The sequence below is a fragment of the Saccharopolyspora antibiotica genome (assembly GCF_047200635.1).
Classification (GTDB): Bacteria; Actinomycetota; Actinomycetes; order Mycobacteriales; family Pseudonocardiaceae; genus Saccharopolyspora_C.
Genome location: NZ_JBJZOI010000034.1, coordinates 37,061 through 57,852, shown reverse-complemented (window position 1 = coordinate 57,852; position 20,792 = coordinate 37,061). Strand labels below are relative to the sequence as shown.

18 protein-coding genes, 1 tRNA gene and 1 other RNA gene are annotated in these 20,792 nt (G+C 73.0%); 16 read left to right on the top strand and 4 right to left on the bottom strand.

The features are described from left to right. Positions 1–627 precede the first annotated feature (627 nt). The 9 genes from ACL03H_RS22815 to ACL03H_RS22775 all read left to right on the top strand — a co-directional run bounded on the left by ACL03H_RS22815 (position 628) and on the right by ACL03H_RS22775 (position 8,062). On the top strand, positions 628–1,125 hold the full coding sequence (locus ACL03H_RS22815; protein ID WP_412813348.1) for a PadR family transcriptional regulator: 498 nt from the start codon (positions 628–630) through the stop codon (positions 1,123–1,125). Between the two features lie 110 nt (positions 1,126–1,235). Next, positions 1,236–2,342 carry a peptide chain release factor 2 gene (gene prfB, locus ACL03H_RS22810; protein WP_412813347.1) on the top strand — a complete coding sequence of 369 codons (1,107 nt, stop codon included), beginning with the start codon at positions 1,236–1,238 and terminating at the stop codon, positions 2,340–2,342. Between the two features lie 188 nt (positions 2,343–2,530). Further along, positions 2,531–3,220: a cell division ATP-binding protein FtsE gene (ftsE, locus tag ACL03H_RS22805; protein ID WP_412813346.1), complete on the top strand. Its 690-nt coding sequence runs from the start codon at positions 2,531–2,533 to the stop codon at positions 3,218–3,220. A 43-nt stretch (positions 3,221–3,263) separates the two neighbouring features. Then, on the top strand, positions 3,264–4,166 hold the full coding sequence (ftsX, locus tag ACL03H_RS22800) for a permease-like cell division protein FtsX (protein WP_412813345.1): 903 nt from the start codon (positions 3,264–3,266) through the stop codon (positions 4,164–4,166). Between the two features lie 118 nt (positions 4,167–4,284). Next, the gene (gene smpB, locus ACL03H_RS22795; RefSeq protein ID WP_412813344.1) at positions 4,285–4,761 is read left to right on the top strand and encodes an SsrA-binding protein SmpB; all 477 of its coding nucleotides are present in this window, start codon (positions 4,285–4,287) and stop codon (positions 4,759–4,761) included. Continuing rightward, a complete protein-coding gene (locus tag ACL03H_RS22790) occupies positions 4,758–5,663 on the top strand; it encodes an amidohydrolase family protein (protein ID WP_412813343.1) in 906 nt (301 codons plus the stop codon). Before smpB ends, ACL03H_RS22790 begins: the two co-directional genes overlap by 4 nt. A 94-nt stretch (positions 5,664–5,757) precedes the next feature. Then, positions 5,758–6,128: a transfer-messenger RNA gene (gene ssrA, locus ACL03H_RS22785) on the top strand. A 177-nt stretch (positions 6,129–6,305) separates the two neighbouring features. Next, entirely contained in the window at positions 6,306–6,455 is a 150-nt protein-coding gene (locus ACL03H_RS22780) for a hypothetical protein (RefSeq protein ID WP_412813342.1), read from the top strand. A gap of 329 nt (positions 6,456–6,784) precedes the next feature. Next, a complete protein-coding gene (locus ACL03H_RS22775; RefSeq protein WP_412813351.1) occupies positions 6,785–8,062 on the top strand; it encodes a lipase family protein in 1,278 nt (425 codons plus the stop codon). A 45-nt stretch (positions 8,063–8,107) separates the two neighbouring features. Here ACL03H_RS22775 and ACL03H_RS22770 read toward each other — a convergent pair whose 3' ends face one another. Next, positions 8,108–8,749: a TetR/AcrR family transcriptional regulator gene (locus ACL03H_RS22770; protein WP_412813341.1), complete on the bottom strand. Its 642-nt coding sequence runs from the start codon at positions 8,747–8,749 to the stop codon at positions 8,108–8,110. 112 nt (positions 8,750–8,861) lie between these two features. Between ACL03H_RS22770 and ACL03H_RS22765 the strand changes: the two genes are divergently transcribed. Next, a complete protein-coding gene (locus tag ACL03H_RS22765; protein WP_412813340.1) occupies positions 8,862–10,064 on the top strand; it encodes a cytochrome P450 in 1,203 nt (400 codons plus the stop codon). Between the two features lie 171 nt (positions 10,065–10,235). On the opposite strand, the gene ACL03H_RS22760 is transcribed toward ACL03H_RS22765, so the two are convergent. After that, entirely contained in the window at positions 10,236–11,690 is a 1,455-nt protein-coding gene (locus ACL03H_RS22760; protein ID WP_412813339.1) for a carboxylesterase/lipase family protein, read from the bottom strand. Next, positions 11,687–12,601: an MBL fold metallo-hydrolase gene (locus ACL03H_RS22755; protein WP_412813338.1), complete on the bottom strand. Its 915-nt coding sequence runs from the start codon at positions 12,599–12,601 to the stop codon at positions 11,687–11,689. Before ACL03H_RS22755 ends, ACL03H_RS22760 begins: the two co-directional genes overlap by 4 nt. A gap of 95 nt (positions 12,602–12,696) precedes the next feature. Here ACL03H_RS22755 and ACL03H_RS22750 point away from each other — a divergent pair, with 95 nt between their 5' ends. Beyond that, a complete protein-coding gene (locus tag ACL03H_RS22750; protein ID WP_412813337.1) occupies positions 12,697–15,297 on the top strand; it encodes an AAA family ATPase in 2,601 nt (866 codons plus the stop codon). Positions 15,298–15,307: 10 nt separating this feature from the next. On the opposite strand, the gene ACL03H_RS22745 is transcribed toward ACL03H_RS22750, so the two are convergent. Further along, the gene (locus tag ACL03H_RS22745) at positions 15,308–17,278 is read right to left on the bottom strand and encodes a UvrD-helicase domain-containing protein (protein WP_412813336.1); all 1,971 of its coding nucleotides are present in this window, start codon (positions 17,276–17,278) and stop codon (positions 15,308–15,310) included. A 137-nt stretch (positions 17,279–17,415) separates the two neighbouring features. Between ACL03H_RS22745 and ACL03H_RS22740 the strand changes: the two genes are divergently transcribed. From ACL03H_RS22740 to ACL03H_RS22720, 5 genes are all read left to right on the top strand, one after another. After that, positions 17,416–18,240 (top strand): GNAT family N-acetyltransferase, encoded by an 825-nt coding sequence (locus ACL03H_RS22740; RefSeq protein WP_412813335.1) that lies wholly within the window; start codon positions 17,416–17,418, stop codon positions 18,238–18,240. 218 nt (positions 18,241–18,458) lie between these two features. Beyond that, positions 18,459–18,761, top strand: a complete 303-nt coding sequence (locus ACL03H_RS22735) for a WhiB family transcriptional regulator (protein ID WP_412813334.1) — start codon at positions 18,459–18,461, stop codon at positions 18,759–18,761. 25 nt (positions 18,762–18,786) lie between these two features. Continuing rightward, positions 18,787–19,023 carry a DUF6158 family protein gene (locus ACL03H_RS22730; RefSeq protein ID WP_412813333.1) on the top strand — a complete coding sequence of 79 codons (237 nt, stop codon included), beginning with the start codon at positions 18,787–18,789 and terminating at the stop codon, positions 19,021–19,023. Positions 19,024–19,072: 49 nt separating this feature from the next. After that, positions 19,073–20,404: an NAD(P)/FAD-dependent oxidoreductase gene (locus ACL03H_RS22725; protein WP_412813350.1), complete on the top strand. Its 1,332-nt coding sequence runs from the start codon at positions 19,073–19,075 to the stop codon at positions 20,402–20,404. Positions 20,405–20,555: 151 nt separating this feature from the next. After that, positions 20,556–20,628 (top strand) — tRNA-Ala (locus tag ACL03H_RS22720). The last annotated feature ends 164 nt before the right edge of the window (positions 20,629–20,792 follow it).

The window sequence follows — 20,792 nt, the reverse complement described above, 5'->3', positions numbered from 1 at the left end:
GCTGGGCTGTGCTCTTGCGGTGTGGTGGTGCGTTGGGCTGTGCCCTCGCGGCTCGGTGGGTGCTTTGGGCTGCGCCCTTGCGGTGTGGTGGTTTGTCGGGCTGCGCCCTCGCGGTGTGGGTGGGTGCGTTGGGTTGTGCCCTCGCGGCTCGGTGGGTGCGTTGGCTGTGCCCTTGCGGTGTGGTGGGTGCGTTGGGGTGTGCCCTTGTGGTTGGTGGTGGTGCTTTGGGCTTCGTTCTCGGGTTGTGGTGGTGCTCGGATCGCGTGGTCGTGGTGGGGGTGCGCTCGTGGTGGGTGGGGCGGGTGGAGTCCTCTGTGTTCCGGGTGGGGTTACTGCGGGTAGTTGAGGCGGATCGTTCGGCAGGGGACCGTTTCGTGCAGGTAGATCGCTCGTTCGGGGTGCCCGGGGAGTTACTCGGCGGTGCCTCGCCGGGGGCGCGCGCCGAGTTCCGCGCGTGCCGTTCCCCTCGATGGCAGAGCGGTGTGTGCTGGAGCACGCTAGGACGGCGGCATCCGCTCACGCTGCGCCAGCAGCGGATGGTCCACTCGGAGCAGCTCGTTGCAACCACAGTGGACAGAGGGGCCGACCATTGTGGACAGCCTGCGGGGGTCGTGGCACGGTGGATCCGTGACTGAGCTGAACTCGACATCCGCCGCACTGCTGGGGCTGCTGCACGACGGCCCGAAGACCGGGGGGCAGCTCGTCGCTGCCGCCACCGAACGATTCGGTGGATTCTTCAGCGTGACCCGCAGCCAGGTGTACCGGGAACTGCCGGCGCTCACCGAGTCCGGCCTGCTGCGCCTCGGCAAGCAGGGACCGCGCTCCAGTCAGCAGTACGCGATCACCGCGGCCGGCAAGCGGGCCTTCAAGTCCTGGCTCAACACCGAACCCGGCCCGGACAACGTGCGCAGCCCGCTGATCTTGCGCCTGGTGCACGCCGGTTCGCTCACGCCCAAGCAGCGCGCCGCGCTCGTCGAGTCGGCTCGCGCTCAGTACTCGGCCCGCCTCGACGAGGCGAAGAACGCCGCCAAGGCGACCGCTGATCCCTACGAGAAGGCCGCGGCCGATTTCACCGTCGCCCACAACAGGGCGATCGTCAAACTCCTGGACAGCATTCCGGAATGATCCGATGGGCGTGATCCACCGCCCGTTGGCGGGCGGCCGGAAGCGGGACCAGCGGCGGCCGGGGCCGTCCTCGTGGGCGGCCGCCCGCCGGTGAAGTACCCTCGAACACTGTGAATCCCGACGTCGCCGCAGACATCAAGGACCTGTCCACCACGCTCGAAGGCATCGAGAGCGTCATGGGCCTAGACGAGTTGCGGGCGAAGATCGCCGAACTGGAGACCGAGGCTGCCAAGCCCGACCTGTGGGACGACGTCGAGTACGCGCAGAAGGTCAGCAGCCAGCTCGTGCACCGGCAGGCCGAGCTGCGCAAGGTCACCGACCTGCGGCAGCGCCTCGACGACCTCGAGGTCCTCTACGAGCTCAGCGAGGACGAAGGCGACCAGGCCGGGCTGGAGGAGGCCGAGGAGGAGCGCAAGCGCCTGAAGAAGGAGCTCGACGCCCTCGAAGTCCGCACCCTGCTCTCCGGCGACTACGACCAGCGCGAAGCCGTGGTCACCGTCCGGGCGGAGGCCGGCGGGGTCGACGCCGCCGACTTCGCCGAGATGCTGATGCGGATGTACGTGCGCTGGTCCGAGCGGCACGAGTACCCGGTCGAGGTCTACGACACCTCCTACGCGGAAGAGGCCGGGGTCAAGTCGGCGACCTTCCGGATCAACGCTCCCTACGCCTACGGCACGCTCTCCGTGGAGCAGGGCACCCACCGGCTCGTGCGGATCTCCCCGTTCGACAACCAGGGCAGGCGCCAGACCTCGTTCGCGGGTGTCGAGGTGCTGCCCGTCGTGGAGGAGACCGACCACGTCGACGTCCCGGAGAAGGACATCCGGGTCGACGTCTTCCGCTCCTCCGGCCCCGGCGGGCAGAGCGTCAACACCACCGACTCGGCGGTGCGGATCACCCACATCCCCACCGGCATCGTCGTCTCCTGCCAGAACGAGAAGTCGCAGCTGCAGAACAAGGCCGCCGCGCTGCGAGTGCTCCAGTCCAAGCTGCTGGCCCGCAAGCGCGAGGAGGAGCGCGCCGAGCTGAACGCGCTCAAGGACAGCGGTTCCAGCTGGGGCAACCAGATGCGCTCCTACGTGCTGCACCCGTACCAGATGGTCAAGGACCTGCGCACCGAGCACGAGGTCGGCAACCCGGACGCGGTGCTCGACGGTCAGATCGACGGCTTCCTGGAGGCCGGCATCCGCTGGCGCCGCCAGCAGGACGGCGCGGCCTGAGCCGAGGCGGCCCCGACCGAGACCGCGAACCGCCCGCTCGGGTGAGTCGCGTGCCGCGGGCGCGGGTTCCCCCCCGTTGTGTCACGCGCACGAGGTGACCTGCGCGGGAGGGGCCGGTCGCGGTCGGTGTCGCGGCTGGCCCGGGTGAGCCGTCATCCCCCGAAAGGTCGCAGGTAAACTCACGCCCCGTGATCCGGCTTGAGCACGTGTCCAAGGGATACAAGACCTCGACTCGCCCCGCGCTCGACGACGTCTCGGTGAACGTCGGCAAGGGTGAGTTCGTGTTCCTCATCGGCCCTTCCGGCTCCGGGAAGTCCACGTTCCTGCGACTACTGCTCCGCGAGGACGTGCCCACCCGCGGCCGGGTCTTCGTGGCCGACTGGAACGTCGCGAAGCTCCCCCGGCGCCGGGTGCCGCGGCTGCGGCAGCGGATCGGGTGCGTCTTCCAGGACTTCCGGCTGCTCAACAACAAGACCGTGGCCGAGAACGTCGCCTTCGCGCTGGAGGTCATCGGCAAGCCTCGGCACACCATCCGCAAGGTGGTCCCGGAGGTCCTGCAGCTGGTGGGGCTCGACGGCAAGGCGGACCGGATGCCGCACGAGCTCTCCGGTGGTGAGCAGCAGCGGGTCGCGATCGCTCGCGCGTTCGTGAACCGGCCGCTCGTGCTGCTGTGCGACGAGCCCACGGGCAACCTCGACCCCGACACCAGCCAGGACATCATGCTGCTGCTGGAGCGGATCAATCGCACCGGCACCACGGTGGTCATGGCGACGCACGACCACTCGATCGTCGACTCGATGCGGCGCCGCGTCGTGGAGCTCAGCCTCGGCCGAGTGATCCGCGACGACGCCCGCGGCGTCTACGGCGTCGGTCGCTGAGCAGCCCCGCACCCCCGAACCCAGCCAGGAAGCACACACCAAGATGCGCGCGAGCTTCGTATTCAGCGAGGTCGTCAACGGCCTTCGGCGCAACGTGACGATGACCATCGCCATGATCCTCACCACGGCCATCTCGGTCGGCCTGCTCGGTGGCGGTCTCCTGGTCGTCCGGTTGATCGACCGGATGCAGGAGGTCTACCAGGACCGGGTCGAGGTCGTGGTGTTCATGACCGACGACGTCAGCGCCAACGACTCGGACTGCACGCAGCAGCCCTGCGCGAACCTCAAGTCCGAGCTGACCCGCGCGTCCGGCGTGGAGTCGGTGAAGTTCGAGAACCGGGAAGAGGCCTTCGCGAACTTCAACAAGGTCTTCGAGACCATGCCGGAGCTGCGCGACGTGGCCCGCATCGAGGCCATGCCCGCCTCGCTGCGGGTCAAGCTCACCGACCAGGAGCGGTTCGGCGCGATCCAGGAGAAGTTCCAGGAGCAGCCCGGCGTGGACAGCGTCGTGGACCAGGCCGACTACCTGGACCGGCTGTTCGGCGTGCTCAACGGGGTGCGCAACGCGACGTTCTCGATCGCCCTGGTGCAGGCGATGGCGGCGCTGCTGCTGATCTCCAACACCATCCAGCTCTCCGCGTTCACGCGGCGGACCGAGACCGGCATCATGCGGCTGGTGGGGGCGACGCGCTGGTACACCCAGCTCCCGTTCCTCCTGGAAGCCATGGTCTCCGGCCTGATCGGTGCGCTGCTGGCGATCGTCGGCCTGCTGATCTCGAAGGCGACGTTCATCGACAGGGTCATGTCCCCGGTCTTCGGCACCGGCATCATCCCGGAGATCGGCTACGGCGACATCGCCGCCGTCGCGCCGATCATGCTGCTGGTGGCGGCCGCGATCTCGGCGACCACCGGCTACGTCACGCTGCGGTTGTACGTGCGGCTCTAGCCGTCGTCCGGCCGCTCCGAGCGGCTGCGCCCGCGCCGGTCGCGCGGGGGCAGCCGCTTCGTCGTCTCCAGACCGGTCGCCGGGAAAGCTGGTTGACCGCGAGTCGTAAGGTGCAGGCATGGTGAAGGAACGCGGGCGCAAGCCGATCGCCCAGAACCGCAAGGCGCGGCACGACTGGTCCGTGCTGGACGTCTACGAGACCGGCATCGTGCTGACCGGTACCGAGGTGAAGAGCCTGCGGCAGGGCAAGGCATCGCTGGTCGACGCGTTCGCCACCGTGGACCACGGCGAGGTGTGGCTGCGCAACGCCCACATCCCCGAGTACACCGAGGGCACCTGGACCAACCACGAGCCGCGGCGCTCCCGGAAGCTGCTGCTGCACCGGGGTGAGATCCTCCGGCTGGTCGGCAAGATCAAGGAGACCGGGCTGAGCCTGGTCCCGCTGTCGATGTACTTCTCCGACGGCAAGGCCAAGGTGGAGCTGGCCCTGGCCCGGGGCAAGAAGGCGCACGACAAGCGCCACGACATCGCCAAGCGGGACGCCGACCGCGAGATGCAGCGACACATCGGACGGGTCCGCAAGGGACGGGTGTGAGCTCGCCGGCCGGGCCCGGTTCCGACGACCGGGTGCGCGGCTGGCTGGCGGAGCTCGGCCTTCCCGGCCTGGTCGACCTGCACACGCACTTCCTGCCGGAGCGGGTGCTGCGCAAGGTCTGGGCGTACTTCGACCAGGCCCGCGCGCACTACGGCACGGATTGGCCGGTGCGCTACCGCTACGACGAACCGACCCGGCTGCGGGTGCTCGGCGAGCTGGGCGTGACGACGTTCGCGCCGCTGGTCTACCCGCACAAGCCGGGCATGGCGGCGTGGCTGAACTCGTGGGCGCTGGAGTTCGGGCACCGCACGCCGGGTGCGGTGCCCACCGCGACCCTCTTCCCGGAGCGGGGCGCGGCCCGCTCCCTGCGGGAGGCGCTGGCGGCCGGGGCGCGCTGCGTCAAGGTGCACGTCCAGGTCGGCGCGTTCGACCCGAGGGATCCGCTGCTCGACGAGGCCTGGGGCGTGCTCGCGGAGGCGGGCGTGCCGGTCGTCGTGCACTGCGGGAACGGTCCGATCCCCGGGGAGCACACCGGGATCGACGTGTTCGGCGAGGTGTTGCGCAGGCACCCGCTGCTGACCGCGGTGCTGGCCCACGCGGGGATGCCCGAGTTCGACCGGGCGCTGCGGCTGGTGGAGCGCTACGACCGCGTGCACCTGGACACCACGATGGTGGGGGTCGCGTTCAGCGAGCGGTTCGCCCCGCTGCCCGCGGACTGGCCCGCCCGGCTGGTGCCGGTGCGCGAGCGGATCGTGCTGGGCAGCGACTACCCGAACATCCCGTACCCCTACGCCGAGCAGCTGGACGCCATCGCGGGCTGGGCCGCCGCCGATGAGCGCCTCGGGGCCGCCTTCCTGCGCAGCGCGCTGCACGACGCGCCGAAGCGGCTGCTGGGCGTCTGACCGGCGAAGGATCGGCTAGCGGATAGTGGAATGATCCGCCGGGGCTCGGACGTTATGCTGTACGTGAAGCGCGGTCGGAAGGAACGGCCGCAGAGGGGGTGAACGGTTTCGACTCCGTACGTTGATCCAAGGGAAGCGTGCCGGTGCAGGCGGAAGACCACCGAAAGCGTCGCCGCACATTGATAAGCGCCGACAAGAGTCAGCGCGAGTTCGCCCTCGCCGCCTGAGCGAGGAGCGACTCTGTCGGACCGGGAACGCCTCCGTCCCGGAATCCGGCATCGACTAGGAGGCTCTTACCGCCAGGTCCGGCCGCGGGACCTGGTGGGACATCGAACAGCGGCTGGGCTCGTCACCCCGGCTGGTCCGTGAGACCGGGGGAGCCAAGCAGAGGCACAGCGGACTGCGCACGGAGAAGTCTTGGTGAAGCGACGGAGGACCCGGGTTCGATTCCCGGCACCTCCACTCGACGGAAGGCGTGCCCGCTCGGCGGGCACGCCTTCCGCGTTTTTCGATCCCCGTTGGTCGTGCGCCGGGCGCGTGCCCACGGCTGGCCGGTGGTGGGCGGGGAGCGCGTTCGGCCCGCCGCGCTGGGCGCTCGGGCAGAGGAACAGGCCGCCCACTGCCTGCGGCAGGAAGCCGATCGTGAACGCCGTCGCCGTCAGCAGCGGGGAGTCGGTGCGGCTGAACACCAGGACCGCCAGCGCGACCGACCGCAGCGTGTCGGACATGACGCCGAGCAGCCTGGCCGCGAACACGGCGCGGAACTGCGGGACCGCGAACACCTGGCCGTAGGTCGCCTTGGGCGGGAGTCCGTCGGTCATGTCCCCCGGCTCCTCGGTTCGGCGGCGGTCAACCTAGCAGGCCAGGTAGGGGGAGGAGAGCGGTTTTCCGGGTTCCCGGACGCCCCTGAGCCCCTGCGCGCGGGGTGATCGGAGGTCACGTCGCGTGTCGGAATGCTCACGAAACAGTTGCGAAGTCATCGTCGGATTCGCGGGTGATTGCCAGGGCCCCGTGTCGCGGGTCACCCTGCCGAGGATGTCCTACTGAACAGTAGGTAGTTCCGGTTCGCACTCGACGAGGAGTTGCCCGTGAACCTCCGCCCCTTCCAGCGCGCCGCCGCGATGATGCTGACCACCGCGGTCGGGGTCTCGTTCGCCGTCGCGACCGCCGCCGCCTCCGCCGAGGAGCGCCCGCCGTTCTACGAGCCGCCCGCCGACCTGCCCGCGCGCAACGGCGACCTCGTGCGCTCCGAACCGTCCGAGTACTTCCTCGACCCGCTGAAGGTGGTCCGGGCCGACGCCGACGTCCAGCGCGTGATGTACCGGTCCAGCGATCGCGGCGGTGCGCCGATCGCGGTGACCGGCACGGTGATCACGCCGCGCGGCGAGTGGACCGGGGAGGGGGACCGCCCCGTCATCGGCTACGCGGCGGGTACGCAGGGCATGGCCGACCGCTGCGCGCCGTCCCGGCAGCTCGCCAACGGCACCGAGTACGAGGGCTTCTTCGTCAAGGCGATGCTGAGCCGGGGCTACGCGGTCGTGATGACCGACTACCAGGGGCTCGGGACGCCCGGCGTGCACACCTACGTCAACCGGGAGGTCAGCGGCACCGCGGTGCTCGACGCCGTGCGCGCCGCGCAGCGGCTGCCCGGGGCGGACGTGCCGGACGACGGCCCGGTGGCGCTGTTCGGCTACTCCCAGGGCGGTGGTGCGACGGCCTCGGCGGCCGAGCTGGCCGCGAGCTACGCCCCGGAGCTCGACATCCGCGGTGCGGCCGCCGGTGCGGTGCCCGCCGAGCTCGGCGGGGTCGGGGTGAACCTCGACGGCGGCCCCTACGCGGCGTTCCTCGGCTACGCGCTGGCCGGCCTGGCCGCCGGGTACGACATCGACCTGGCGCCGTACCTCAACGAGAACGGGGAGCGGTACCGCGCCGACGTCGAGGACTCGTGCACCGTGGACGGGGTCGCTCGGTTCGCCTTCGCGCACTCCGAGGACTTCACCGAGGACGGCAGGCCGCTGACCGATTACCTGCGGGAGGAGCCGTTCGCCGACGTGGTCGCCGAGCAGCGGATCGGGCGCACCGCGCCCGCGTTCCCCGTGCTGGTCTCGCAGAGCAGGCTGGACGACGTGATCCCGTTCGAGCAGTCGAAGACCCTCGCTGACGACTGGTGCGCCGCGGGTGGCGACGTGCGGTTCGCGCCGAACCTCGGTCCGACGCACATCGGCGGCGCGATCGCCTCCTTCCCGCGCGCGTTCGGGTGGCTCGACGACCGCCTGGCCGGGAAGCCGTCCGATCCGAACTGCGGGAGCGCGGAGCGGGCCCCGGTGGACCCGGAGGTGCCCGTCGACGAGCGGCGGCCGCTGCTGCCGCAGCTGTCGGCGAGGTTCGACGTCGAGTGAGCGAACGGCCGGGGCGCCTCCGGGCGCTCCGGCCGCAGGCGGTGATCAGGTGGGGTGCACCCCGGACAGCGGTGTCGGGTCCCCGGGCAGCTCGCGCCTGGTGCCGCCGGGGTCGGCGCGCAGGCCGTCGAGCATGATGTGCAGCGCGCGCTCGGCCACCGCCGCGCCGGTGTGGCGGCGCAGCAGCAGCGAGTAGGTGGCCGCGACGTCCCCCGTGCTGACGTCGTGGCGCAGCGAGCCCTCGCTCTGGGCCGCGCGCACCACGCGGTCCAGCTCGGCCAGCACCGCGTCCCGCAGGTCCTGGACGACCTGGTCGGACTTGATGATCTCCCAGGCGCGCGGCGAGGCCATCCCGAGCTGAACGCTCAGGTGCAGCTCGTCGGAGCTCTTCAGCAGGCGCACCAGGGAGTCCCAGGCCGTCGGTTCCGCGTCCGCCTCGCGGGCGTGCGCGAGGACGTTGCCGAAGTTGTCCCGCGCCACCGCGCGGATCAGCGACTCGCGGTCGGGGAAGCGCCGGTAGAGCGTGCCGACGCCGACCGAGGCGCGACGGGCGATCTCGTCCATCGGCACCTCCGGCCCGTCCGTGGAGAACAGCTCCTTGGCCGCGCCGATGATCTGGTCCCGGTTGCGGCGCGCGTCGGCGCGAAGTGGTGGTTCTCCGGCGGAATCGGGGAACTCGTCGGTCACGAGGTGCATCCTCGCATCCCCCCGAACGGAGGTGGACTGACCTGTTCCGCGTCAGTACCGTGAGGAATTAAACGGAAGATCTTCTTCCGCTTAGTCCAGGGGAGGCAGCTCCATGACCGACGTCACCGACCAGCCCGTCGCCAGCTTCCCGGTCGCCAGGCGGTGCCCGTACGAACCACCGGACGAGTACGCGCGGCTGCGCGACTCGGAGCCGATATCCCGCGTCACCATCCCCACCGGCCGCGAAGCGTGGGTGCTGACCAGGCACGAGGACGTGCGCTTCATGCTCGCCGACCCGCGGTTCAGCGCGGACCGCCGCAACCCCGACTTCCCGTTCCTGGTCGAGGGCCAGCAGGAGTCGATCAGCTCCTTCCGGCCGAACATGCTGTCCATGGACGCGCCCGAGCACGGCCCGGCGCGCCGAGGCGTGCTCGGCGAGTTCACCGTGCGGCGGATGCAGGCGCTGCGTCCGCGCGTCCAGGCGATCGTCGACGGCTGCCTCGACGAGATCCTCGCCGGGCCCCGGCCGGCGGACCTGGTGAGCGCGCTGGCGCTGCCGGTGCCCTCGCTGGTCATCTGCGAGCTGCTGGGCGTGCCCTACGCCGACCACGAGTTCTTCCAGGACCGCGCCTCCGCCATGCTGCGCCGCACCACGCCCACCCCCGAGCGGGTGCGCGCCGCGGGCGAGATCCGGGGCTACCTCGGAGACCTGATCACCGCGAAGCGGTCCGATCCCGGTGACGACCTGCTCAGCAGGCAGCTCGCGAAACCAGAGCCCGACGAGCACGAGGACCTGGTCGCGACCGCCACCCTGCTGCTGGTCGCCGGGCACGAGACCACCGCGAACATGATCTCGCTCGGCACCCTCACGCTGCTGGAGAACCCCGAGGAGCTCGCGGCGATCCGGCAGGACCCGGCGCGCACGCCCGCGATGGTCGAGGAGCTGCTGCGCTACCTGACCATCGTCGAGACCGTCACCTCCCGGGTGGCGACGGAGGACGTCGAGGTCGGCGGCACCCTCATCCGCGCCGGGGAGGGCGTGATCGCACTCGGGCACACCGCCAACCACGACCCCGGCACCTTCCCCGAACCGGACCGGTTCGACATCGAGCGCGGCGCCCGCAACCACGTCGCCTTCGGCTACGGGCCGCACCAGTGCCTCGGGCAGAACCTGGCCCGGCTGGAACTGGAGATCGTCTTCGACGCGCTGTTCCGCCGGATCCCCGGGCTCCGGCTGGCGGCTCCGCGCGCCGAGCTGCCGTTCAAGGACGACGCGGTCATCTACGGCCTGTACTCCCTGCCCGTGGACTGGTGACCCCGTTCCGGTTCCCCGGAACCGGACCGCTGCCGGTGGCGGAGGAGCGGCCTCCTCGTCGCTCCGCGCGGCGGCCGCTGGGACGCGCGGCGCCGGTCGCCCGAGCCGATCTCCGCTCGGCGGCCGCGCCGCTGCCCGGAACCGAACGCGACCGGTCCGGCGAACGGGAGATCACCAGGCCGCCCGTTCCAGCGGGCGGGGGTCGGTGACCGTGGCCGAGGGCGTCGCGAAGCGACGGGTGCGGCGGTCCGGGACGGTGCAGCGCTCCCAGCCGGGATCGCCGGTGGTCGCGAAGCGGACCCAGGCGCCGTGCACCTCGCGGACGAGCTCCGGAGCCGTCCGCTCGCCCAGCAGCGCCCGCGGACCGCGCAGCCCGGGACCGCCGGCGGAGTCGAAGACGAACGGCAGCTCCACCCCGTGCGCCGCCCCGAGCTGACCGCCGAGGGCGTCGGAGCGCCAGGCGAACTCGTAGCGGTAGGTCGGCGCGCCCCGCCCGGCGTGCGCGTCGGCGAGCGCCCGGGTCCCCGCGCCGAACAGGGCGTCCCCGAGCACAGCCGACCGCAGCCGCCCGGCCCCGATCCCGGGCCGCTGCGCGCGGTAGGCGGCGAGCAGCCGCTCCGGTTCGGGGTGCGCCCGGCCCGCCAGCTCCCGCACCTCGTCGTCCGTGGACGAGCTCAGCGCACCTCCGGGTGCGAGGTAGAGGTTGCCCTCCTCCGCGTTGTGCCCGATCAGCAGCGGCACGTCCGCCCCCGCGCCCGCCGCGCGCGAGTCCACGGGCTGGCGCTCCAGCACCGGCCCGAGCGGGCTGAGCCCCAGCAGCGGATCGCGGTGCCCGTCCACCGCGAGGTCCGTCCCCGCCAGCCCCGCGACTCCGGCGAGCAACCGCTCGTCCGACACCTCCACCAGCTCGGGTGGCGGCACGCCCAGCGCCGCGGCGAGGCGCTCGGTCACCAGGTCGCCCTGAGCGGGCGCGAAGGCGCCGAGGCCGTTGCCGCTCTGGCTGATCGCGCGCCGGAACAACCCGGCCCCGGCCGGATCCACCAGCGCCGCGTTCACGATCGTCGCCCCCGCCGACTGCCCGGCCAGGGTGACGTCGTCCGGGTCCCCGCCGAACGCGGCGATCTCCGCGCGCACCCAGCGCAGCGCGGCCAGCACGTCGAGCAGGCCCCGGTTGTCCGGAACCCCGGGCAGCCGGAGCCACCCCGGCGCGCCCAGCCGGTACTGCACCGACACCAGCACCACGCCGTCCCGGGAGAACCCCGTGCCGTCGTGGAGCGAGGCGTGCGCCGAGCCCGAGACGAAACCCCCGCCGTGCACGAACACCAGCACCGGAAGCCCACCCGCCACGTCCGGCGTCCACACGTCCACCGCCAGGTAGTCGTCCCCGGGAACCCGCTGACCGAAGAACGGCCTCATGTCCAGCGCGCCGAAATCCCGCTCCGGCGACGGCGCGGTGGGACCCGGCCGGCTCGCGTCCCGCACCCCGTCCCACGCCGGGGCCGGGCGCGGCTCGGCGAAGCGCGCGGGCCCGACCGGCGGGGCGGCGTAGGGGACGCCGGAGAACACCAGGCCCGCGTCGTGCCGCCTGCCGCGCAGCCGGCCCGTCGAGATCCGCAGCACCGTCACCGGTCCCACCCCGCCGCCCGGTCGAACGCGGCCCACCCGGTGATCTCGAACCCGCTCCCGTCCCGGCGGACCTCCGCCGCGCCGTGCCCGCCGAAGTGCGCGGGCACCACCAGCGCCGTGCGGTCGGCGGCGAATTCGAGCAGCCGCCGTCGCGACGCCCTGGCCTGCGCCGGATCCTCTTCGAAGCCGCAGTTGTGCGCGGGTTCCCGCAGCTGGAGCGGGGTGTGCAGCAGGTCGCCGAGGAACACCGCCCGGTCCCCGCCGGAGTCCAGGTGCAGCACCGAGGAACCCGGGGTGTGCCCGGGAGCGGGCAGCAGGCGCAAGTTCTCGTCGATGACCCGCTCGCCCTCCCACAGCTCGGCCAGCCCCGCCTCGCGCACCGGCGCCACGCTGTCCTCGAAGACGTTCTGGTGGCTGCGCGCGCGCCGCGGCCGGTGCTCGCCCAGCGGGTTCCAGTACTCGAAGTCCGCGCGCGGCAGCAGGTAGGTGGCGTTCGGGAACGTCGGCACCCAGTCCCGGCCCACCAGCGTCGTGTTCCACCCGACGTGATCCACGTGCAGGTGCGTGTTGATCACGAGGTCCACGTCCTCCGGCCGCACCCCGGCTCGCTCCAGCTCACCCAGGTAATCGGTGTCCAGGTGGCGCCACTGCGGCGAGTACGGGCGCTCCTTGTGATTGCCGACGCCCGTGTCGACCAGGATCGTCCGCCCCGCGCTGCGCAGCACCCAGGTCTGCACGGCGGCGACGAAGCCGTTGTCGGTGGGCGACCAGAAGTCCGGGGCCAGCCAGGAACGCTCGGCCTCGACCAGGCCGGCCGGGATGTCGGGGAAGAACTCGTCCATCCCCGTCGCGCGGCCGTGGAACTCCAGCACGCGGGTGATCTCGACGTCTCCCAAGGTGATGCTCCGCATGACACCGACCATGCACCCCGAGGCCGCTCGCCGGTATCCGTCACGTGACCGCACCCGCGCACCCGGCGACTACAGTCGGCGAACGGGAGGCGGCTGTGCAGGAGATCATCGGCCGGGAGGCGAAACTCGCGGACCTGCGGCGGCTCGTCGGCGACGGCGGGCGGGCACTCATCGTCACCGGCGACCCCGGGGCGGGCAAGACCACGTTGCTGGACGCGGTGGCCGGGCCGGGCGCGCTGCGCGCCACCGGGAGCGAGAGCGAGGCGGAGCTGGCCTTCGCCGGGCTGCACCAGCTGCTCGCCCCGCTGCTGCGCCGCACCGAGGTACCGGCGCGGCTGCTCGCCGCCTTCGGACTCGTCGAGCAGCGCGGCGAACCCGATGTGATGCGACTCGGCCTCGACGTGCTCGGGCTGCTGTCCGCCGACGGCGCGGTGCTCGTCGTCGACGACGCGCAGTGGTTCGACCGCGCCAGCCTGGACGTGCTCGGCTTCCTCGCCCGCAGGCTCGGCGAGGAACCGATCTCGCTGCTCATCGGCGCCCGGGACGACCAGCCGCCTCCCGGCCTGGACGGCCTGCCGGTGCTGCGGCTGGAACCGCTCGACGACCTCGCCGCGAACCGCCTGCTGGACGCGCTGCCGCAGCCGCCCACCGGGGCGCGGCGGTTGCGGGTGCTGGCCGAGGCGGCCGGGAACCCGTTGGCGCTGACCGAGTTCGCCACCACCGCGCAGGAGCCCGAACCGGGGCCGCTCATGGCGACCGCGCGGTTGGAGGCGATCTTCGCCGCTCGCGCCGACGGCCTGCCCGCCGAGGTCCGGGACCGGCTGCTGGTGCTGGCCGCCGCCGAGAGCACCGACCGGGCACCGCTGCCCGGCGGCGGGTGGGAACCGGCTGAGCGGGCCGGTCTGGTGCGCCGAACCGGCTCCCGCGTCCGGTTCCGGCACCCGCTGGTGCGCTCCGCGCTGTACCACTCCGCGCCCTTCGGGCACCGCCGCCGGGCGCACCTCCTGCTCGCCGAGGCCGCGCGCGAGGAACCGGATCGCCGCGCCTGGCACCTCGCCGCCGCCGCGACCGGCCCCGACGCGGACGTGGCCGCCCAGCTGGAGGCCACCGCCGACCGGGCCCGCACCCGGGGTGGCTACGCGGCCGCCGCGCGGGCCCTGGAACGCGCCGCCGAACTCAGCCCCGATCGTGCCGAGCGGGGTCGCCGCCTGGTGCTGGCCGCGGACTCCGCGCTGTTCACCGCCCAGGCCGGGTGGGTGCGCGACCTCGCCGAGCGGGCCGCCGAGTGCACCGAGGACCCCGCCCTGCTCGCCGTCGCCGCGCTGCGCACCGGCCAGGCGCTCGCCGTCACCACCCGGCACGCCGCCGCGTTCGCCCAGCTGCTGCGCACCGGCACCGACCAGGCCCGGCGCGACCCGGTCACCGCGCTGGAGGCGCTGGGCACCGCCGCCGTCGTCGGCTACTACGCGCCCCGGCCAGGCAGGCGGGAGCAGGTGCTCGCCGCGCTCGACGGCATCCCCGGTCCGCAGGACCCGGTGCGCCGCTGCTGGGTCCTGGCCGTCGCCGACCCGGAGGGCAACCGGGCGGAGCTGCTGGCGGCGCTGGCCGCGCTCGACGCCACCGAACTCGGGCCCGCGCAGGCCGTCGCCGCCGGAACCGTCGCCTGGCTGCTCGACGAGACCGCGCTCGCGGTGCGGCTGTTCGAGCGGGCCTTCGACCAGTGGCGGGTGCGCGGGCCGCTGCCCGACGGGCTCGGCTGCGCGCACGGCTGGGCCCTCGTCGACCAGGGCTCCTGGTCGCGGGCCCAGGCCGTCGCCGCCGAGTCCGCCAGCAACGCGGTCCGCGCCGGGCTCCCCCACGTGCTCGCCGGGGCGGAAGCCATGGACGCCGCCGTCCTCGCGCTGCGCGGCGACACCGGCACCGCCACCCGGCTCGCCACCGAGGCGTTGTCCCGGGTGGACCCGGCGGAGAGCGTGATGGTGGCCGTGCGCGCCCGCTACGCGCTCGGCATGGCCGCGGCCGCCGGGGGCGACCACGCCGAAGCCCTCGCGCAGTTCGGCCGCGCCTTCACCGCCGACGGTGCACCCGCGCACCACCACCAGTCCTGGGCGGCGCTGCCCGAGTTCGCCGCCGCCGCGGCCCGCCTCGGCACCCCGGACGTGGCCGCGCCCGCCGTTCGCCACGCCGGCGAGCGGTTGCGCCACGACGGCTCGCCCCGCACCCGCGCCCTCGTCGAGCACGCCCGCGCGATGCTCGCCGAGGACCCCGGGCCGCACTTCACCGCCGCCCTCGCCGACCCCGCCACCGAGCAGTGGCCGTTCGACCGCGCCCGAGCCCAGCTGCACCAGGCCGAGTGGTTGCGCCGCTCCCGCCGCATCGCCGAGGCCCGCGCCCCGCTCGCCGCGGCCCTGGAGACCTTCCGCAGGCTCGGCGCCCGCCCGTGGGCCGCTCGCGCCGAAGCGGAACTGCGCGCCTCCGGTGGCGGCGCCCCCGCACCCGCCGCCCCCGGCGTGCTGGAAGGGCTCAGCCCGCAGCAGCAGGAGATCATCCGGCTCGCCGCGCGCGGCCTCACCAACCGCGAGATCGGGGACCGGCTGTTCCTGTCCCCGCGCACCGTCGGCTCGCACCTCCACCGCGCGTTCCCGAAGCTCGGCGTCAGCACGCGGCACCAGCTGCGGGACCTGATCGACCGGTGAGCGCCCGCGCTCACTCCTCCGCCTGCTCCAGCGCGCCGATCCACAGGTAGTCGCGCGCCCGGGTCGTGGCGACCAGGAGCTGCCGCTGGAGCGTTTCGAGCTCGTCGCGGTGGAAGCCGACCGGGTGGTGCTCGTCGGGGAGGAACACCGCGTGGAACTCGAAGCCCTTCGCCTCCCGCAACGTTCCGACCCGGACCCCCGCCGCGTCCGGAGACCACGGTGCCAGGCGCTCCGCCGGAAAACCGGCGCGCCGCAACGCCGCCACCCAGTCCCGCGCCGCCGCCGAGGTGCGCGTCAGCACCGCCGCGCCGCCCACCTCGCCGAGAGCCCGCAGCGCCGCCAGCAGCGCCTCCCGCTGCGCCGCGCCGTTCCAGCGCACCACGGTCCCGCCGCTGAGCACCGGCAGCACCGAGCGCACCGGCACCGGACCGCCGTCGATGTCGTCGAACCGGTTCACCGCGTCCAGCTCCCCGGCGGCCTCCACGACCGCCAGCCGGTTCCGGTAGTTGCGCCGCAGCACCTCGCCGCGGCCGCGCAACGAGATCCCCGCCTCCGACAACCGCCAGCCGCCCGCGAACACCTGCTGCTGACCGTCCCCGATCAGCAGCAACCGGTTCGGTCCGTCCCCGCTCACCGCGTGCACCAGGCGCAAGCCCACCAGCGTCAGGTCCTGAACCTCGTCCACCGCCACCGCCGAGTAGGAGCGGCCCAGCGGCTTGCGGCCCAGCTCGTCCAGCGCGCGGACCAGCACGTCGTTGCGGTCGTAGATGCCGCGCTCGCACAGCTCCCGCTCGTACTCGCAGTAGAACTCCCAGACGTGCGCGCGGAACGCGGGGCTCAGCTGCCCGCCGCGCCCGCGGCGGGGCGCCGCGCGGTACGACTCGAAGGTGCCCAGGCCGCGCCCCTTGATCACCCGGTCGATCTCGTCCTTCCAGTAGTGCCGCGAAGGTCGCGCGTTCGCCAGCGGCCCCGAACGCCCGGAGCGCTCCCACACCGCCGCGAACGCCTCGTCCACCAGCCGGTCGTCCACGTCCGTGTCCCGGCCGCGCTCCCGCAGCAGCTCCGCCGCCCACTCGTGCAGGTTCCGGAACTCCACCCGGTGCGCCACCTGCGGGGCCAGCGCGCGGAACTGCTCCCGGGCCAGGTGCGGCAAGGTCTCCAGGTGCGAGGTGAACAGCAGCCGACCCGGGCTGCGCCGCGCCAGGTGCGCCAGCCGGTGCAGCGCCAGCGTCGACTTCCCGGTGCCCGCCGGGCCCGAGATCCGCGCCGGGCCGCCGTACTGCCTGCGCACCGCGCCCAGCTGCGCGTCGTCCAGGAACACCCGCCGGTCCAGCACCGCGTCCTCCGGCGCGTGCTCGGCCCGCTCCTCCCGCAACCGCCGCACCTCGAACAGGCCCGAGGAGCGGTCCGAGGAACCGACCTCGCCCGCGCCCCGCTGGCGCGGGATCCGGTGCGGGTTCCACGCGATCGGCACCAGGTCGAAGGTCCGGTTGTCCAGGTGCCGCGCCGCCGCCAGCGCGTCCGCCGGGTCCAGCACCGGTTCGGCGCCCACCAGCACCCGGTCCAGCTCGGACTCGGGGACCACCAGGTGCTCGCCGTCCCCGGCCGCCGCGCGCACGCCCGCCGGGACCACCACGACCGCGCGCAGCGCCGCCTCCGTGAGCATCCCGTGCGGCGTCGCCACGCCCGCCAGCAGCTCCGCCGTCCACACGAACGCCGCACGGGCCGCCTCCGCGGGTGGCTCCTCGTCGCTCAGCAGCACCACCAGGACCCCGCCCGGCCCGATGAGCACGGCGTCCGGCCGGTCCTCCGGGGTGTGCGGGGCGAACTGGTTCAGCAGCGTGTACCAGCCGGCGCCGCGCTCCACCGCGAATCGCTCCACCACCCGTTTCTGCCAGGTCGGCAGCGGGGGTCGTGCGCGGAGCTGTTCGTCGGCCTGGCGCCGCAGCCGCTCGCGGTGGTGGTCGTGTGTCCCTGTCACGGCGACTCCTGGATTCGCACACAGGTTCCCCGTAGACATTACGGTCTTCGCGCGCGATTACGAGACCTGCGAACCCGGATCACCTCAATGTCGCAGGCCGCTGGGAACCAGCGGTGGCGACCTCCCACAATGGACGGGTGGACCCGCTGCACGATCCCGACGACGAAGCCCTGCTCGATCCGCGCCAGGCGCGGGAACTCGCCGGGCTGGTGGAGAACGCCCGCCTCGCCTCCGGGGCGATCCGCTACGGCCGGATCGCCCGGGTCGGCGCGGCGACGGTCGTGCTCAACCGGGACGACCCGCTGCCCAGCGGGAACCACGCCTGCGGGCTCTGGGGCACGCTCGCCGAGGTCGCCACCACCCTGCTCACCCTGGAGCGCTCCTTCGCCGACGCCGGGCGTCCCGAGGCCGTCGTGTACGCGTCGCCCACCACCGTCGACGAGATCGAGGGCATCGCCGACGACTCCGGGTGGCGGGCCGTCGAGGAGAAGATGGCGCTGCTGCACCGGATTCCGCGCTCACCCGCCGTCACCACGCGGCCCGCCGAGGACGCGGACCTGCCCGGGATCGCCGAGCTCATCGGGGACGACGCCGGGCTTTCCGACGCGGGTGAGCGCCGGGTCGTGCGCGTGCTCGCGCACCGCGCCGAGGACCCGCGCTGCGTGCTGCGCGTCGTGGACGATCCGGAGTTCTCCCGGATCTCCGGGTTCTGCCAGGGATTCGTCGAGAACGGCGTCGGGCTGGTCGAGCACGTCGTGGTGCGCGCCGGTCGCCGCCGGCGGGGTGTCGGCGGGTCCTTGGTGGCCGCCGCGGTGTCGGCGCTTCGCGGAGGCGGTGCCCGGATGGTGGTCGGGTACGGCGACGAGGGGAGCGCAGGGGAGCGGTTCGCCGAATCTTGCGGATTCGAAGGGGTTTATCCGGTGACCGCTTACGCCCGCCGGGTTGACGAATTGCTGGATTGAGCGCGCGGGCGTTGGTTTCTTTCCGCGTTCGCGTCCGGTTGTTCCGTGGCGCGGTACCCGACGGCGCCTCGGCGGCTCCGCCGAACCGCCCGCGGGCCCCGCACCGGCGGTGCGGTCCTCCTCGGTCCCGCTGAAGCGATGTGTTCCCGCCACGACCCCGGGGTATGTCGTCTGTGGCGCGGAGTGTGCTGGACGGACGTGGCGAGGTGGTGAGCACGATGACGGCGACCATGAGGCTGCCCAAACCTGTGGCCGAGACCTGGGAGTGGCAGCTTCGGGCTGCCTGCCGGGACCTGAGCACCGCCGCGTTCTTCCACCCCGAGAACGAGCGGGGGAGCGCCCGGAGCAACCGGGAGCAGCAGGCGAAGCAGATCTGCCACCGGTGCCCGGTGATGCTGGCCTGCCGCGAGCACGCGCTGGCCGTGCAGGAGCCGTACGGGGTGTGGGGCGGGCTCGGCGAACGCGAGCGCCAGGAGCTGCTGGCGCGCCGCCGGGTCCCGAAGCAGCGCTCCGCGGCCTGACCCGGCGTCCGGAGAGGAGACCGGGATGAGCGCCGGGGTGCCCGCGGGGAGGCTCACCGAGCAGGACCTGCTGCGCGAGCTGGAGCAGCTGCACCTGACCCGCAACGAGACGTTCCTGCACGGTTCCGAGGACGCGCTCCGCGAGCACACCGCGCGCTCCTTCGAGCTCGAACAGGAGTACCTGCGCCGGAACCCCGACCGCCAGGTCGATCCGAGGCGGACCCGGGAGGGCGCGAGAGGAGAACCGGTTCATGGCCACTGATCAGCCCGCCGCCCCGACGCCCGCCACCGGACCGCGGCCCAGCCGCCCGATGCCCCGGATCGTCATCATCGGTGGCGGGCACGCGGGGCTGACGATCGCGATGCGGTTGCAGAAGCGGCTGGAGCCGGGCGAAGCGCGGATCACCGTCATCGATCCGCAGTCGCACATGACGTATCAGCCGTTCCTGCCCGAGGCCGCCGCCGGATCCCTCGAACCCCGGCACGTCGTGGTGCCGCTGCGGCCGACCCTGCGTCGCAGCCAGGTGCTCACCGCGCAGGTCACCTGCATCGACCAGAACGCCCAGGAGCTCACCGCGACCCTCGCCGACGGCACCGAGGAGCACCTGACCTACGACGTGCTCGTCGTCGTGCCCGGTTCGATCTCCCGCGCGCTGCCGATCCCGGGGCTCGGCGAGCGCGGGGTCGGTTTCAAGACCATCGGCGAGGCCATCTACCTGCGCAACCACGTGCTGTCCCGGCTCGACATCGCCGCCAGCACGACGGACCTGAAGCTGCGTCGGCGGCTGCTCACGTTCCTGTTCATCGGCGGCGGCTACGCGGGCATCGAGGCCATGGCCGAGCTGGAGAGCATGGCCCGCGAGGCCGTCCGGAACTACCTCAGCCTGGAAGCGGGTGACATGCGCTGGATCATGGTCGAGGCCACCGGCCGCATCATGCCCGAGGTCAGCGCGCCCATGGGCGAGTACACCCGCCGCCGCCTGGAGGAGCGCGGCATCGAGGTGAAGACCGACACCACCGCGAAGTCCCTCACCGACGGCCACGTGGTGCTCTCCGACGGCGACGAGTTCGACGCCGACACGATCGCCTGGACCGCCGGGGTCAAGCCGCACCCGATGCTGGAGGACTCCAACCTGCCCCGCGACGCCAAGGGCCGCGTCGAGTGCACCCCGAAGCTCCAGGTCCGCGGCACCACCAACGTCTTCGCCGCCGGGGACTGCGCCGCCGTCCCCGACCTCACCAGCGATGACCCGGAGGCCCTCTGCGGCCCCTCCGCCCAGCACGCGGTCCGCCAGGCCAAGGTGCTCGCCGACAACGTCGTGGCGCACCTGCGGGGCCAGGAGCAGACCGACTACCGGCACCGCTACGCCGGTTCGGTCGCGGGACTGGGCTTGTTCCAGGGCGCGGCGGAGGTCTACGGCATCAAGCTCAAGGGCCTGCCCGCCTGGCTGCTGCACCGCGTCTACCACCTGGCCAAGCTCCCCACGTTCCGCCTCAAGGCGCGGGTCCTCGGCGACTGGCTCCTGGAACTCCCGCTGCGCAGGCAGACGGTGGCGCTGGGCGAGCTCCACGACCCCCGAGCCGAGTTCGTCCGCGCCGCCAACACCCGAGGCCTCCCCAGCGGCCACGGCCGAGCGGGCTGAGCCCGTCATCGCAGCGCACGGCCCCGCCGAACCGCTGACGATCAACAAGGGGACCCCCCTTCGCGGGGCCGGCGGCGGGCTGTTGTACTGTATGCAGGCACGCGATGAACGGGGACGGAACACCGGAGCCGGGAACCGCACAAGTGAATCAGGGGCTGTGGCGCAGTTGGTAGCGCACTTGACTGGCAGTCAAGGGGTCACGGGTTCGAATCCCGTCAGCTCCACCCTGTTTCAAGCCCCGCTCACCACCGAGAAGTACCAGGTGAGCGGGGTTTTTTCATGCTTCGGTACGAGTTGTGCTCGGCCTGGCCGGGGACCGGTGTCGCCGTGGTGAGCGGTGGTGCCGGATCGCCCGCGCGCTGGCCGGTCTTCGGGTTCTCCGCGCGCC